This is a genomic window from uncultured Aquimarina sp., from assembly GCF_947492965.1.
Taxonomy (GTDB): Bacteria; Bacteroidota; Bacteroidia; order Flavobacteriales; family Flavobacteriaceae; genus Aquimarina.
Genome location: NZ_CANLOZ010000010.1, coordinates 31,774 through 46,900, shown reverse-complemented (window position 1 = coordinate 46,900; position 15,127 = coordinate 31,774). Strand labels below are relative to the sequence as shown.

Genomic DNA, 15,127 nt, shown 5'->3' with positions numbered 1-15,127 from the left:
TTCAAGTTGTTGAAATTAACAAAACCTTAAGGAAGGGAAAAGAAAAACCGCGTATGGAACATCGTTTTTTTGAGCTCGATAAAAAAAGGACTATTTAACTAATATAATCCTAAAATAAAGACTTGAAATTACGAATTTAATAACGAGATTTTCTTCAAAAAACCTTTATTAATCGTAGGTATTACAGCATTTTAGGCTAAAAAAAATAAATGAAAACGTTTTCGTAAAAAAACATCAATCTTTCACTGCGAAATCCTCAGTTATTTCTTGAAAAAATACATACCCCTAATTTTTTAGGGGGTAAATATTTTAAAATGATAAAAATAACATGAATACCCTTATAAATTTTGAGGCTAAAAAGTAATTCACATATTTTTGACAGAGATTTAACATTAATTTTAACTTTTTAGTCTTTATGAAGAAAATAGAAGCAATCATCAGAAGATCAAAATATCGTGTGGTTAAAGAAGCACTTCACGAAAAAGGCATTACGTTCTTTTCTTATTGGGATGTAACGGGTGTAGGTAATGAGAAAAAAGGGAGTGTATACCGTGGTATCTCTTACAGTACTACTGATATCCAAAGACGTTATTTATCGATCGTTGTAAACGATGACTTCGAAGAAGTAGCTATTGCTGCTATTTTAGAAGCTGCTAAAACAGGTGAAGTTGGTGATGGAAAAATATTTGTTTCAGATATAAAAGAAGCCTATAGAATTCGTACATCAGAAAAAGGGGGGATTACCTTATCATAATCTTAATACAACAAAGATCAACTAAAACTAAATTTTATGAGTTATATACAACAACCAGACGTACAAGAAGCAGTAAAAGCGGCCGTGGAAGGAATCAACGGGGACATGGGTGCTTTATGGATCACGCTTTCTGCGATCCTAGTTTTCTTTATGCAGGCAGGATTTACCTTGGTAGAAGTAGGTTTTACCAGAAGTAAAAATGCTGTAAATATCGTTATGAAAAATATTATGGACCTTTCTATCGGTTCTATAATGTTCTGGGCAATCGGTTATGCAATTATGTATGGAGACAAAGTAATTGCTGGTGGTTTTTTCAGATGGAGTTCTGCAGATCAAGGATATGCATTTTTTCATGCTGACGATTGGTATAATCTATTTTTCCAAACGGTATTCTGCGCAACTGCTGCAACTATTGTTTCGGGAGCAATCGCTGGACGTACTAAATTTTCAACGTATTTAATATTTTCTTTTGTGCTTACAGCAATCATTTATCCAATTTCGGGTAGCTGGTATTGGCCTTTTGACGACAGTGCTTGGTTAAACACATTAGAGAAAAGTATGGGACTTCCAAACTTTGTTGACTTTGCAGGATCTTCTGTAGTGCATGCTGTTGGTGGTGGTGCTGCATTAGTAGCTGCAAAATTGGTTGGACCACGTATTGGTAAATATGAAAATGGAAAAGTAAACGTGATTCCTGGACACAATATGTTATTTGGTGCTCTTGGGGTTCTTATCCTTTGGTTAGGATGGTTCGGATTTAACGGTGGATCACAATTAGCATGGGGTGGTGATGATACTATTGCTGCTGGTAGTGTTCTTATTAATACAAATATAGCCGCTGCCGTTGGTGCTGTTGCTGCTTTGTTCCTTACTTGGATCAAATATGGAAAACCAGATGTTTCAATGACATTAAATGGAGCATTAGCAGGATTAGTTGGTATTACAGCAGGATGTGGTGCAGTAAGTCAATTCGGTGCACTGTGGATCGGTTTAATATGTGGTATCGCTGTTGTGTTCTCTATCGAATTACTTGATAAAGTACTTAAGATAGATGATCCAGTGGGAGCAATTTCAGTTCATGGAACTTGTGGTTTCTTAGGAACTGTATTGATCGGTTTATTTGCAAAAGAAGGTGGTTTATTCTACGGTGGTGGAGCTGGACTTTTAGCAAGTCAAACTATCGGTACATTAGCATACATAGGATGGGCTGTAGTAACAAGTTTTATCGTATTAATTATATTGAAGAAAACGATTGGACTTCGTGTTTCTGAAAAAGAAGAAATTGATGGATTAGATGTTCACGAACACGGTGTAAGTGTTTACGGAAGTGATAGCTAAATAGTTAGCAAAACATTAAAAGTAATAAAAGGAGTGTTGTATTTACAGCACTCCTTTTTGTTTAGTTTATTTTATAATCTCCATCGATAATGGATATGAAGGTTCTTCTCCATTGCTTGCTTTTATAGCATTGATAATTGGAAATACGACACATAGAATTCCTATTAATATCAAACCAAGTATTCCTAGTCCAAATAGTAATATTAATGGAATACACACAATCGCATAGATAAACATACTTATTTGAAAATTCATAATGGATTTTCCATGATTATCCATTGCCAATACCTGCTCTCTTTGGGTTAACCAAAGTATTAAAGGAACTATAAACCCTCCAAATCCAGTTACTAAGTCTAATAACTGTGATAAATGGGTAATTACTAATAATGATTTGTCTTGTCTCATGATTATTTATGTTTTTCGGTTGATGATAGTTTTGATTGCTAATAAAATTAGCACTCTTTACTTATATGACGCAAAAACTTTAAAAATGTTACATATTTGTGATCACAAAAAAAGCATCCCTAATTGGGATGCTTCCTTTATATATAACTAAATTTAATTCTATATCTTTTTATTGATTGATGATTAGTTTTTGTGTGGTTGATTCTCCGTCACTTTCTATTCTTATCAAATAAATACCTTGCGACATTGAGAAGTTTTTGGCAGAAATGTTATTAACTCCTGATTTTAATTCGATAACTGCTTGTCTACGACCCAAAATAGAGAATATAGTCGCTTTTGCATCTTTAACATAAGAATCTAGATGTATAGAGAAGTTATTCGTTGCAGGGTTTGGTGAAATGCGAACATCTGCAAAAATTCCTTCTGGTTCATCACCTAAGATTGCCTCTGTAGATGCTAATTCTGCAACTAAACTTTCTGCACTAGCCGATTGACCACAAGATCCTTCGTAAATCTTAACGTTAGAAAATACTGATGTGTTACCACTACCAGCATCATTATCGTTAATAAATACTAATCTATCCATTGTACCTGTATAGAAGTTTCCTACAGGTATCGTATATGTAGTTGTTCCTCCAGAATAATTATCAAAGTTAGTCACTCCATAATTCTGGGTTCCATGAACTTTAAAATATCGACTAGATGTTAATGCATTATCATCCTCGAATCCTATTCCATGAATTTCTCCCTGACTTGAACTGCTAAAATCAAATTCAATAACGGTGTTAGCAGTTACGGTATAATTCAATGCAATATATTTCCAAGTATTATTTTGCATAGATATTGATGCTCCTCCATTGGTAATTGAGTAATTTCCAGCTGCATCTTGATTTGAGAAACCTGTGATTGTAAAATCATTAAAGTCGATTGCATCACATGTTGGAGGCGGTGGAGTTGAACCATTTGTGATACTTAAATCATCAATAGTAATATCTCCTTGCCAGCTAGTTCCTGTAACTACATTTAATCGTAACTGTACACTAGAATTTCCTGCATAAGCAGAAAGATCAATACTAGCTTCATTCCAGTTAGATCCTTGTGAACCAGATCTACTGAATACACTAGTCCAGTTACCTGAATTATTTGTTCTTGCTTCTAAATTTAATGATCCTACAGCATTACCAACCATATGATACTGAAAGCTTAGTGTTGGAGAAGAAACTCCATTAAAATCTAAACAAGGAGAATTAAGAATTGCTTGTTTAGATGGATATCCTGTTCCATTTCCTGAAGCTTCTACATATATATATGAAGAACCGTCAACTGCTCCACTCGGTCCAGTTCCGTTAGAAGGTGTTCCTCCAGAGTTTACTGTCCAGTTAATATCATCACTTGAAGATTGTGACCACGCTCCTATCGATCCTTCAAAACTTTCTGAATATGGGAATGAAGAAATATCTCCTGTACAATCTTCATTTGGTGGTGGCGGAGGTGTTCCTAGTCCCATAGCATCCCAAAAAGCAGGAATGGTTGCTCTTTCTCCAGAGTTAGAACCTCCAGAGCTTGTACAACCTCCATAGGCATGAACTCCAACTGCATTACCAGTGGCTTCATCTATGATTGGACTCCCAGAGTTACCTCCAGTAGTATCTGCTCTATAACGTACGAATGTATTAGTTACACTAGCTAATGGTCCTGAATGTGTTTGCTGTGTTTGGTTATCGATTCCTGTATCGGTACCAAATCCAGTAATTCTAATTGTGTTTCCAGGAGCATCCTGTACTACATTGAACGATTTTCCTTGTGCTTGTAAAGGTGTTAAACCAGTCTGAGAATTGGCACTTGCTTCAAAAACACCCCAGTCATTAGCTTGACTAGGACTATTAATATATGGAGAAACAAAATTACCTATTGGATATTGATCCTCAGGTCCAGGATGTACTATCGTTCTATCAGGATTAGATTTAGGTACATTAAATTCGATAATTTCAGATCTACTGGTTAAACAATGCCCAGCAGTTACAAATTTCCCATTGGTGATGATCCATCCAGTACAACCGATAGGTACAATTCTTCCAATCGCATCATCAGTAGAGTCGATACGATCATCTGCGGATCCACATTGAGATTTAACAGTCGGATCCAATTCCCCAACACTTAACTCATAAATGTTGATATTAGCTGTAGCATCATTAGGTGCAATTGTTAAAGTTACCGTTACTTCGTCACCATTAAAATATGCACTTGAATTTTTCCAATCCTTAATTGTTTGTGAGTTTAACACTTGGGTAGCGCCGTCTAATTTTGAGGTGATAGTTATGGTACTATTCTTACCAAGATTTACATCCTTAAAGAATAAACGAAGCCAAGTTGCTCCCTTTTCCGAAACATTTTCTGTTATTGTATTAGATCCACTTTTACCTGAGATGTCGTCTGATTTTAGAGTCAGATTATATGGTGTTTCATGTCTAGCTAAATTCTGCGTTTGTGCAAAATTGACAAAAGGAATTAGCATAATTACTGCGCATATGACAGTAGATAATTTGTGTTTGATTAGCAGCTTGCTTCTGCTAATTGAGTTTGTGCTGTGAAAATTCATAAAAATAAAAGTTTAGTATATAGAAATTAAATTTAGTTACTAAATCTCTCGCTTTCGGTTAGTTAGACCTTAAGCTGCATTCCATATTATTTCCTTTTATTTTTTACTGAAATTATAAAAATTTCAACCCCTAAGCCTTAAATGTAAGGAACTAAATCCTCTCTGCAAAAAAGTTTCAACTTAAAAATAGAATGCTACCGTGATAATATGTCTATTTTTGTATTTTGATTTTGAAATGTATGATTACACAAGATACTATTGTGGCATTAGCTACACCATCGGGAGCAGGTGCCATCTCTGTAATTAGAATCTCGGGAAAAGACGCCATAAAAATCTGTAACCCTTTATTTAAATCTATTAAAGGAAAAGATTTGGCTGCTCAAAAAACCCATACGATTCATTTAGGTCATATCGTAGACAATGGTCGTGTTTTGGATGAAGTATTAGTATCACTATTTAAAGACACTAATTCATACACTGGAGAACCTACGGTAGAAATTTCATGTCATGGATCTACTTACATCCAACAAGAAATCATTCAATTATTATTACGTAGTGGATGTAGAATGGCTGATGCTGGTGAGTTTACTTTACGTTCTTTTTTAAATGGAAAATTAGATCTTTCGCAAGCAGAAGCCGTGGCGGATCTTATCGCTTCTGATTCAGAAGCTTCGCACCAAATTGCCATGCAACAAATGCGAGGTGGATTTTCTAATGAAATCAAAAAACTTCGTGAAGAATTGATGAATTTTGCCTCTCTTATAGAGCTTGAATTAGATTTTTCGGAAGAAGATGTAGAGTTCGCTGATCGTAGTCAGTTTAAGGATTTGATATCTAGAATTACCAATGTCCTAAAACGACTGATAGATTCATTTGCTGTCGGAAATGTGATCAAAAATGGAATCCCAACAGCAATCGTTGGAGAACCTAATGTAGGTAAGTCTACCTTATTGAACGCATTGCTAAATGAAGAAAGAGCTATTGTATCTGATATTGCAGGTACTACAAGAGATACTATCGAAGATGAAATTAACATCGGAGGAGTTAGCTTTCGTTTTATCGATACAGCAGGAATTAGAGAAACAGAAGATGTTGTAGAAAGTATTGGTATCCAAAAAACCTTTGAAAAAATAGAACAAGCACAGGTAGTGATCTATTTACTAGAAGCGGATAAATTTCTGGTTTCGGGTAAAACTTTTATTGTTGAAATTGAAAAAATTAAGAATAAATACCCTCAAAAACCACTAATTATAGTTGCGAATAAAATTGATAAAGTTGATACCAAATCTCTTGAAGTATTAACCAATGAACTATCACAAGTAGAAGGTGTTACTTTACAATTATTATCTGCAAAATCTGGGACAGGAGTTGAAGAATTACAAAACCAATTATTAGATTTTGTAAATACAGGAGCTCTACGCAATAATGAAACAATAGTCACGAATACCCGACATTATGATGCTTTATTAAAAGCATTAGAGGAAATACAAAAAGTACAATATGGATTGGATACTGGACTTTCTGGAGATCTAATGGCTATCGACATTCGCCAGGCTTTATATCATTTTGGAGAAATTACTGGAGAAATCACCTCTGATGATTTGCTAGGAAACATTTTTGCTAATTTCTGTATCGGGAAGTAACTTACTTTCTTTTATTTGTTAATCCCTTGTTATTGTTGATTTTATAGTGTTTTATCTTCTTTTATTTGTTGCTTATTTACTCTTTTTTGATTAAATTTGTTGTATATCTGTTGCCTTAAATATGGATTTGTTGCCCAAATCTGTTGGCAAAATAAAGGCGAAATGATGCACCATAACGCACCACGTTGCACCATTACGCTACATAAAGCACCATTTATGAGCAGTAATTTATTCATTCCTAAAACTTGTAAGCATTGCGGTAATGCCTTCACAGCACGTACAACAGTTACTAAATACTGTGGCGATACTTGTGCAAAAAGAGCCTATAAGGCACGCAAACGTCAAGAAAAAATCCAAGCTACTCTTACTAAAGATATGCAACAGCAAAAACAAGTTGTTGAAGTTCACAATCCTAATGCTGTAAATAACAAAGATTTTTTAAGCGTAACAGAAGCCTCACAACTTATTGGCGTGAGTAGATGGACCATTCAAAGAATGATTCAACAAGGACGTTTAAAAGTAGTTCCTTTTGGTAGAAAGCGTATTGTGGCAAGATGGCAAATAGAAAACCTCTTTAATTAATTCCATTATGAAAGTAACATTAAGACAACGCAAGAAGAACTACAAAATAAGTCTGTATTTAGATTACTATCATAAAGGCAAACGTAAAACAGAATACTTACGCTTATACCTTACACCTAATCCTAAAACCAAAACTGAAAGAGAAGTTAATAAGAAAACCAAACAATTGGCTGAAACTATATGTGCACAGCGACAAATAGAAATTCAAAATGGTATTTATGGTTTTCAAGATATTGAAAAGCTAAAAGGCAGTTTTATTACTTACATCACAGCTTTAGCAGAAAAGAAAAATACAAGCTCTGGCAATTATGGTAATTGGAATAGTATGCTAAAACATTTAAAAAAGTTTTGTCCAACTGATGTTAGTTTTCAAGATATAGACAAATCATTTGTTGAGCGTTTCAAAGAGTATTTAGATAAAGATGCAATAGGTAGAGCAGGTAAGCAATTGTCTCAAAATTCAAAATATTCATATTTCGGGAAATTTTCAGCAGCATTAAAACAGGCTGTAAAGGATGGTATATTAAAAGTAAATCCTGCAAATGGTGTTGAATACTTTAAACAAGGCGAACCTCAACGAGAATTTTTAACGCTTGATGAATTACAAAAGGCAGTTAATACAGAATGTGAACTACCTATTTTAAAAAATGCTTTTATTTTTTCAGCTTTAACCGGATTACGTTGGTCAGATATTGAAAAACTAATATGGTCAGAAATCCAGCACTCTAAAGAAATGGGATATTATATCCGATTTAGACAAAAGAAAACTAAAGGTGTAGAAACCTTACCAATATCAGACCAAGCAAGAAATCTATTAGGAGAAAAAGGTAATCCAGATGATAAAGTGTTTGATGGCTTACATTATAGTGCCTGGTCTAACTTAAAGCTACAACAATGGATGATGAAAGCAGGTATTACTAAAAATATAACCTTCCATTGCGCGCGCCATACCTACGCTACCTTACAATTAACATTGGGTACAGACATATATACAGTATCAAAATTATTAGGTCATAAAGAGTTACGCACTACACAGATATATGCTAAAGTAATTGACGATAAAAAGAAAGAAGCTGCTAACCGTATTCAACTGGATTTATAATGAAAGGAAGTGTATTTTCAAGTTTGGTTTCTATAACCAATGGCTTACATAGAGATAATAGACAAAAAAAGGATTTTAAATACCTACTGTCTGATTTTAAATTGAATCCAAAAGCCAATAATGCAGTTTTTAAAGTAAACTTTAAAAAGCCTTTAAATGCGAAAAAAGAATACTACCAAAAGCTAATCTTTATTGAAACAGAAAATACAGTAGCATCATTTTCAAAAGAATTTCCCGTAAATGCAACTACACCGGAAAATAAATATAGCTATACTATTCTACTTAATAAATTTGATAAGTACTTAAATGACATTGCAACTTATATCAATAAGAGAGGAATAACAGCAGATTTAAATAATGATGATAATTATATCATAAACTACTTAAAAGTGTCTGCTATAAGATTGTATGCTGAACTACAAGAGCAATACGGTCAGTTTTCAGAAAACACAACATTTTCTATTTCAGAAATTGCAGAAAAATACTTTAATGATGAAACTTTTGATGTTAATGTGATAGAAAAGAGCACCACTAAAAAAGTTGCTACCAAAAAAACATCAAAAACGAAAGCAAAACCAAAGACTTCTTTCGGATATAAAAGTAATGACACTTCAACTTTGCTAACTGTGCTCAAACTGGTAAATCTAAAAATAGATTTGTTAGATAACCGTACAACTGTAGAACAGTTGCACGAACTCTTATTAGCAAAAGATTTCACAAATACAGAATCGCAAATTTATCTTCAATGCGAGACGACACAGTTTAGTTACCTTGTAACAAAACTTAAACCATTTTTTATTTATTTCAATCCTACGGCAATAGAACGTTCTGGAAAATTTGTTACCAAAACAGGTACGCTATTAAAGGCTAATAATCTTCACAAAAACAAAGTTCATAACCCAAAAGAAAAGGAAGAAATAGATAAAATTATCCAACAACTGCAATAAAAAACAGTAAGAATAGTAAGAAACCTTACTGTTGTCTTACCCTTGTTTTACACTCTTACTAAAATCGAGAAGCCAATTTTGAACCTTTGTCCTGTTCTTGAAAACCAAGAATGACATTTGGCCAGATGTCCATTTACTATAAACTAAAATTTTATTAGTTATGGACGAAATATTAGAACGTCTCAAAATTATTGAACAGCACGTTTTAGACAGAAACATTATTGTAAAAAACGTATTGAGCTTCAACGAAGCGTGTAAGTTTTTGGAATTATCACAATCCCATTTATACAAACTTACAAGTACAGGAACCATTCCACATTATAAACCGAATGGAAAGAAAATTTATTTTAACAGAGTCGAATTAGAAGAATGGTTATTAAGTAACCGTGTTGATTCACAAGATGAAATCGAACAGCAAGCTGCCGATTACCTAATTAAGAAAGGAGCGGTGAAGTTATGACTGAAATAATCGATTTAATCTTGGCACTCTCGCAAGATATCAAGGACTTAAAAGCACGTATCGAATTGTTGCGACAATCGAGAGCAGAAGTATTAAAGGATACGTGGATAGACAATCAAGATGTATTGCAGACTTTACATATTAGTAAGCGTACGTTGCAAACTTTAAGAACCAATGGCACTTTGCCTTACAGCAAAGTAAAAGGTAAATTTTACTATAGAGTTGCTGACATAGAGCAATTGCTTCAAGATAACTACTACAACCATAATTTCAAGCAAGATGGAAATAAGTAGAGAAGCAATTTTAGACAAAACACATTATGGCTTAAAGATTTATGCCTATGTGTTAAGACAGTATTATCCTGATACAACAGTCCTTTCCGTAAAAGGAAGGGACTGCGGGATAACTCGTAACCCATTTAATGGTGGAAAAGAAACTTTACGGATTCATATTGATGGAGTGATTGCAACCCATAGAGATACCGAACTAAAAACCTTTAACGGTGATGTATTTGAATTTGCCAAATATCATTTTAAAACTATTGATGAAGCTGATTTATTGCAGAAAATAAATGAAGCAGTACATCTGAATTTAGAAATCAAAGAAAATGACGAGTTAGAATGGTTAAACGAACCAGACGATACCTGGTATGCTTACTGTAGCTTTTTCAAAGCACCTGTTCGTAATGTATTTCCTGCGGAAACATTGCGACTGCATCAAATATTTGCATTAATCACAAGTGATAAATACAAAAGGATTACTGAAGAATTAAGAGCAATTACCAATGTAAAAGAAGCACGTAAATTCAAAGCAAATCGCTTTGATTACGTAACACTTTCAGGAACATTTGAAAAACGAAGTGATAACAATTTGCTAAAGCATTCTAATCTATTAACGATTGATTTTGACCATTTAGAGAATTTACAAGAGTTAAGAACACAACTCTTAAATGATGAATATTTTGAAACCGAAATGCTATTCATATCACCATCTGGTGATGGTTTAAAATGGATTATTAGAATAGATGTTTCAGAAGTATCACATTCAGAATATTTCACAGCAGTAGCAAATTACATTAAACACAATTATAACATTGAGGTTGACCAGTCAGGTAAAGACGTTTCCAGAGCGTGTTTTTTACCATATGACCCAACAGCCTTTCTACATAAAAGACATCAAGCATTATGACAAAAATATTTAACCCAAAAGATTGGTTAGAAGTTCCTAAAGAGCAACCTCAACCAAAAAGCAACACGGCAACAACTAATGTTGTTGCTGTTGCTGATAACGACATTGAATCCTACATTTCAGCAATCGAGCAATCAGGTTTGGACATAACAGGAAACTATGCAACTTGGAGAGATTTAGGTTTTGCTTTAGCTGAAGAATATGGAGAAACAGGAAGAGATTATTTCCACCGAATAAGCAAAAACTATGCGGGCTATGATTCAAAAGAATGTGATGAACAATTCAACAAATGCTTAAATGCAAAAGGACACGGAATTACTATTGCTACCTTTTACCATAACGCACATCAATCAGGTATCAAACCGACCAAACAACAGTACAACAACGAAGTTGCAACAAACGTTGCAACTATTGTTGATACACCCAACCAAGCAATGCCAACAATACCGGATGAGGTATTTAATACCTTACCGCAGTTTTTACAACAAGTTGTAAATCCAGCGAGCAGTCAAGAGGAAAAGGACATTTTGTTGTTAGGAGCTTTAACGGCTTTTAGTGCCTGCTTTCCTAAACTCTTTGGTATCTACGACCAACGTAAGGTGTTTGCTAATTTATATCTTTTTGTAACTGCACCTGCATCTGCAGGTAAAGGCAGGCTTAATCAAATTAAAAATTTGGTAGAACCTGTTCACAAGTTAAAACGTGAGCAAGCCAAAGTTCTAAAGCAACAATTTAATACAGAAATGGCAACTTATAATATGAACAAGGGTAAAGATGAAAACTTGGAAAAACCAAGTAAACCACCAGAAAGAATGCTGTTTATTCCTGCCAACAATAGTGTAACAGGCGTATATCAATTAATTTCTGATAATAAAGGCAGAGGGTTAATTTTTGAAACCGAAGGCGATACGTTAGCACAAGCCTTTAAAAGCGATTATGGTAATTATTCCGATGGTTTTCGTAAAGCCTTTCATCACGAAACTATAAGCTATTATCGCAGAACAGATAGAGAATATGTAGATATTGAGAAACCGTGTTTGTCAACAGTATTATCAGGCACACCTAAACAAGTGGCAACCTTAATACCCAACGCAGAAAATGGTTTGTTTAGTCGTTTTATGTTTTACTATATGAATATAAAACCAACTTGGAAAAACGTGTTTCAAAATAGCAATAAAGTAGGTTTAGATGATTACTATAACCAATTAGGTAGTGAGTTTTTAGAATTGTACAAAACGCTAAAAAACAATCCAGAGATTGAAATACGATTAACCACAACTCAACAACAGCAATTCAATACCTTTTTTGAATCCTTACAGACCAAATACATCAACCTACAACCTGAAGAGTACATCGCAACAATAAGGCGATTAGGCTTAATTGCGTTTAGGATAATGATGCTATTCACAGCATTCCGAATTATGGAAGATGGTGATGTAAATGCAACTAAAGAATGTGAGGATGTAGATTTTGAAAACGCATTAACCATAATTTCAATTTTAGTAAAACACAGTAGTAAAGTATTTAACGGCTTACCAATAGAGAAAAAAGTAACAAAACGTTTAAATAGAAAAGAACGCTTTTTAGAAAGTTTACCAAAGCAATTTATCAGGCAAGATTATTTAGATTTAGCCGCAAAACAGAGCATCCCACATAAAACCGCAGAAGGCTATATTACCAAATTTGTAGAAGCAGGTTTAATACATAGAGAAGCGCACAACAACTATTCAAATCCTGCAAAGACATAGTTAAGGATTTTGAGGATTTAAGGATAAAATTGATAGGGCTTCCTTAAATCCTTAACTTCCTCATTACCTTGTTGATAACTGTTAATATCTTTTTCTTACTTCTTTCTTTCCTTTTCTTAAATTAGACAAAATTTGACAAGTCTAAATAATTCTATTATGGAGTTTGGAGAGTATATACGCTCATTGCGTGAAAAACGCAATTTGCTATTAAGAGAAATGGCTGCAAACCTAAATATGGACGTTGCTTATTTAAGTAAAATAGAACGAGGAAATCGTATGGCAAGACGCGAACAAGTAGTCGCATTTGCCAAAACATTAAAAGAAGACGAGAACGAATTAATTAAGCTATGGATGTCGGAACAAATTGTACTAATGCTAAAAAATGAAAAAGAGCGTACGGAAATCCTCAAAATAGCTGAAGAAAAAATTAGTAAGATTGATGAATTAAGTTTACTGAACATAGATGTAACATTTTGAAAAAAACTAAAAAACAAATAAAGGCTTGGGATGACTATCGACTATCATTACTGTTAGAGAAGAGTAAAAGTGATGACCATTTCGAGAAATACATTACAATAATTGCGTCTGGCGCTTTAGGTCTTACTATTACATTTATAGACAAAATAAGTCCTTTAGAAAACGCTATTTGTATTTGGATTATTTCTATTGGTTGGTTTCTGTTAACTACAACATTATTTATCAATTTATTATCGCACTATATAGCAAGTAAAAATAATACTAAAGCAGTTCAAGATATTGATGATGAAAAAGAATATGATGAGATAGTTAGTGGCATAAATTCGAGAAATAAAAAAATGAACAGATTAAATTTAGCTTCAATTTACACTTTGGCTATAGGTCTATTCTGCATATTAATATATACATCAATAAACGCATACAATGGCAAAAAAAATCACATCACAACAGAAACCCAAGACGAATACAAAACAAAATCCTGCACAAAATCGGCAGAATCAAAAAGGCAGAACGACACCATTACCAACATCTCAATTAAGCAATAAGCCTAAAAAGAAATAATTATGAAAGACAAGGACAAAAATTTACCAAAATCAAACCCTAATACAATATGGGATAATGTAGGAGCTGGTAGAACAACTACAAAGCCACCTACTTTTTTAAAACCAAAAGACTCAAAACCTAAAAAATAGACGCTATGGCAAAACAGAAAAATTCAAGTAAATCGAAAAATGTCAAAATTGATTTAGGAAGAACTACCACTAAACCATCTAATTCGCTTAAACCAAAAGATAGCAAACCTAAAAAGTAGTTATTATGGAATCGCTATCTCGCTATAAAAAAATAATCAAATGGGTGTTTTGGTTAACGTTAGCATTAATTGTATTTCTTACTTTTCAAGCTATATATGAAACAGATAATTGGAAACTCTTTGATGTAGATTTCAATACAAGAGACCATATAATATCTGCCTATGGCTCATTAATTGGTGGAATATTAGCTTTCCTGTCAATTCTTTTTGTGCTTTATCAAGTTTATGAACAGAGAGAGCAAATAATTATAGAAAGGCAAGATGCTGCTAACGATAAACAGCAAGATTTAAAAGACCGCTTGTTATTATTAACTAATTATCTGAAAACTTTAGAAAAGGACATTGTTAAGCACGGTGAAAGAATGGCGGTTTTTTATAAGTCAGAAAAAGATAAACCTTCAGCAATGAATACGATGTATTTCAATACTAATAAGAATTTTGAAAGAGTTATCGAAATGGATATTTTATCTAATTTCAAGGTTTTTCAAGCATTTTTTAGTGAAGATGCAGAAGATTGGCAAAAGCAATTCGTTAACCTTTATGAAATATCAGATTTTTACAATGAAGCGTTTAAAGATTTAAAGAAAAAATATACGTTTCATATTGAAGATAAGGTGTCAAAACAAAAACAAATTGCTGCTGATATGATGGAACTACTAAACGCTAACGCAAGATTGGTAGATGATTATAGAATAAAATTTGGTCCACAAGATTATTTATCACATCCTTGGTCAAGTCTAATTAACGAGTATAATCCGGCACATTATGGTTATTTACAGGAAATCCAAGATGCTGGTGAAGTCCCAGATTTTAGACATATTTCAGATAATCTTTTATTACCATTTATTAAAAATGCAATGGATATTAGAAGAGATGTAGGTTATGATGATTTAGGAAGTCGCGATATAATAGAATTAGCTTCTACAATAAGAAAGAAAATTTGGGATGTTGAGGTTTATAGTTTACAATACGCAGGTGATATTGAAAAACAATTTAATAATTATTTCAGTCCTGATAATGATAGTATAAATGAGCTTAAAGAAATAAAAGCAAAAATTGACGCTAAACTTTAA

16 protein-coding genes are annotated in these 15,127 nt (G+C 33.3%); 14 read left to right on the top strand and 2 right to left on the bottom strand.

The genetic code is table 11. The features are described from left to right. The first annotated feature begins 415 nt into the window (after positions 1–415). Both Q1B37_RS20415 and amt read left to right on the top strand, forming a co-directional pair. Complete coding sequence (locus Q1B37_RS20415) at positions 416–754, top strand: P-II family nitrogen regulator (protein ID WP_219010207.1); 339 nt, start codon at positions 416–418, stop codon at positions 752–754. 36 nt (positions 755–790) lie between these two features. Beyond that, complete coding sequence (amt, locus tag Q1B37_RS20410) at positions 791–2,092, top strand: ammonium transporter (protein ID WP_299901894.1); 1,302 nt, start codon at positions 791–793, stop codon at positions 2,090–2,092. A gap of 66 nt (positions 2,093–2,158) precedes the next feature. On the opposite strand, the gene Q1B37_RS20405 is transcribed toward amt, so the two are convergent. Together Q1B37_RS20405 and Q1B37_RS20400 are read right to left on the bottom strand one after the other, a co-directional pair. After that, on the bottom strand, positions 2,159–2,497 hold the full coding sequence (locus Q1B37_RS20405; RefSeq protein ID WP_299901891.1) for a DUF4870 domain-containing protein: 339 nt from the start codon (positions 2,495–2,497) through the stop codon (positions 2,159–2,161). A 169-nt stretch (positions 2,498–2,666) separates the two neighbouring features. Next, positions 2,667–5,096 (bottom strand): trypsin-like peptidase domain-containing protein, encoded by a 2,430-nt coding sequence (locus Q1B37_RS20400; protein WP_299901888.1) that lies wholly within the window; start codon positions 5,094–5,096, stop codon positions 2,667–2,669. Positions 5,097–5,335: 239 nt separating this feature from the next. Between Q1B37_RS20400 and mnmE the strand changes: the two genes are divergently transcribed. The 12 genes from mnmE (at position 5,336) to Q1B37_RS20340 (ending at position 15,127) form a co-directional block, all read left to right on the top strand. Further along, the gene (mnmE, locus tag Q1B37_RS20395) at positions 5,336–6,739 is read left to right on the top strand and encodes a tRNA uridine-5-carboxymethylaminomethyl(34) synthesis GTPase MnmE (protein ID WP_299901885.1); all 1,404 of its coding nucleotides are present in this window, start codon (positions 5,336–5,338) and stop codon (positions 6,737–6,739) included. Positions 6,740–6,901: 162 nt separating this feature from the next. After that, complete coding sequence (locus tag Q1B37_RS20390; protein WP_223878836.1) at positions 6,902–7,321, top strand: helix-turn-helix domain-containing protein; 420 nt, start codon at positions 6,902–6,904, stop codon at positions 7,319–7,321. Between the two features lie 7 nt (positions 7,322–7,328). Further along, a complete protein-coding gene (locus Q1B37_RS20385) occupies positions 7,329–8,423 on the top strand; it encodes a site-specific integrase (RefSeq protein ID WP_106688403.1) in 1,095 nt (364 codons plus the stop codon). After that, positions 8,423–9,370, top strand: coding sequence for a DUF6617 family protein (locus tag Q1B37_RS20380; RefSeq protein ID WP_105473072.1), 948 nt, complete (start codon positions 8,423–8,425; stop codon positions 9,368–9,370). Before Q1B37_RS20385 ends, Q1B37_RS20380 begins: the two co-directional genes overlap by 1 nt. Positions 9,371–9,530: 160 nt before the next feature. Further along, positions 9,531–9,830 (top strand): helix-turn-helix domain-containing protein, encoded by a 300-nt coding sequence (locus tag Q1B37_RS20375; RefSeq protein WP_036122936.1) that lies wholly within the window; start codon positions 9,531–9,533, stop codon positions 9,828–9,830. Positions 9,831–9,850: 20 nt separating this feature from the next. Further along, positions 9,851–10,123 (top strand): helix-turn-helix domain-containing protein, encoded by a 273-nt coding sequence (locus tag Q1B37_RS20370; RefSeq protein ID WP_223878837.1) that lies wholly within the window; start codon positions 9,851–9,853, stop codon positions 10,121–10,123. Next, positions 10,110–11,018: a BT4734/BF3469 family protein gene (locus tag Q1B37_RS20365; protein WP_147130649.1), complete on the top strand. Its 909-nt coding sequence runs from the start codon at positions 10,110–10,112 to the stop codon at positions 11,016–11,018. Before Q1B37_RS20370 ends, Q1B37_RS20365 begins: the two co-directional genes overlap by 14 nt. Further along, positions 11,015–12,766: a DUF3987 domain-containing protein gene (locus Q1B37_RS20360; protein WP_147130650.1), complete on the top strand. Its 1,752-nt coding sequence runs from the start codon at positions 11,015–11,017 to the stop codon at positions 12,764–12,766. Before Q1B37_RS20365 ends, Q1B37_RS20360 begins: the two co-directional genes overlap by 4 nt. A gap of 156 nt (positions 12,767–12,922) precedes the next feature. Next, positions 12,923–13,243, top strand: coding sequence for a helix-turn-helix transcriptional regulator (locus tag Q1B37_RS20355; RefSeq protein ID WP_106688406.1), 321 nt, complete (start codon positions 12,923–12,925; stop codon positions 13,241–13,243). Next, positions 13,240–13,788, top strand: a complete 549-nt coding sequence (locus tag Q1B37_RS20350) for a hypothetical protein (protein ID WP_106688407.1) — start codon at positions 13,240–13,242, stop codon at positions 13,786–13,788. The genes Q1B37_RS20355 and Q1B37_RS20350 overlap by 4 nt, the downstream gene beginning before the upstream one ends. Positions 13,789–13,806: 18 nt before the next feature. Beyond that, entirely contained in the window at positions 13,807–13,935 is a 129-nt protein-coding gene (locus Q1B37_RS20345) for a hypothetical protein (protein ID WP_255457248.1), read from the top strand. A gap of 124 nt (positions 13,936–14,059) precedes the next feature. After that, on the top strand, positions 14,060–15,127 hold the full coding sequence (locus Q1B37_RS20340; RefSeq protein WP_106688408.1) for a hypothetical protein: 1,068 nt from the start codon (positions 14,060–14,062) through the stop codon (positions 15,125–15,127).

What these genes read in the sequence shown, in the direction of transcription:
- Q1B37_RS20415 (WP_219010207.1), top strand. Translation starts at nt 416, where the DNA reads ATGAAGAAAATAGAAGCAATCATCAGAAGATCAAAATATCGTGTGGTT.
- amt (WP_299901894.1), top strand. Translation starts at nt 791, where the DNA reads ATGAGTTATATACAACAACCAGACGTACAAGAAGCAGTAAAAGCGGCC.
- Q1B37_RS20405 (WP_299901891.1), bottom strand. Translation starts at nt 2,497, where the DNA reads ATGAGACAAGACAAATCATTATTAGTAATTACCCATTTATCACAGTTA.
- Q1B37_RS20400 (WP_299901888.1), bottom strand. Translation starts at nt 5,096, where the DNA reads ATGAATTTTCACAGCACAAACTCAATTAGCAGAAGCAAGCTGCTAATC.
- mnmE (WP_299901885.1), top strand. Translation starts at nt 5,336, where the DNA reads ATGATTACACAAGATACTATTGTGGCATTAGCTACACCATCGGGAGCA.
- Q1B37_RS20390 (WP_223878836.1), top strand. Translation starts at nt 6,902, where the DNA reads ATGATGCACCATAACGCACCACGTTGCACCATTACGCTACATAAAGCA.
- Q1B37_RS20385 (WP_106688403.1), top strand. Translation starts at nt 7,329, where the DNA reads ATGAAAGTAACATTAAGACAACGCAAGAAGAACTACAAAATAAGTCTG.
- Q1B37_RS20380 (WP_105473072.1), top strand. Translation starts at nt 8,423, where the DNA reads ATGAAAGGAAGTGTATTTTCAAGTTTGGTTTCTATAACCAATGGCTTA.
- Q1B37_RS20375 (WP_036122936.1), top strand. Translation starts at nt 9,531, where the DNA reads ATGGACGAAATATTAGAACGTCTCAAAATTATTGAACAGCACGTTTTA.
- Q1B37_RS20365 (WP_147130649.1), top strand. Translation starts at nt 10,110, where the DNA reads ATGGAAATAAGTAGAGAAGCAATTTTAGACAAAACACATTATGGCTTA.
- Q1B37_RS20360 (WP_147130650.1), top strand. Translation starts at nt 11,015, where the DNA reads ATGACAAAAATATTTAACCCAAAAGATTGGTTAGAAGTTCCTAAAGAG.
- Q1B37_RS20355 (WP_106688406.1), top strand. Translation starts at nt 12,923, where the DNA reads ATGGAGTTTGGAGAGTATATACGCTCATTGCGTGAAAAACGCAATTTG.
- Q1B37_RS20345 (WP_255457248.1), top strand. Translation starts at nt 13,807, where the DNA reads ATGAAAGACAAGGACAAAAATTTACCAAAATCAAACCCTAATACAATA.
- Q1B37_RS20340 (WP_106688408.1), top strand. Translation starts at nt 14,060, where the DNA reads ATGGAATCGCTATCTCGCTATAAAAAAATAATCAAATGGGTGTTTTGG.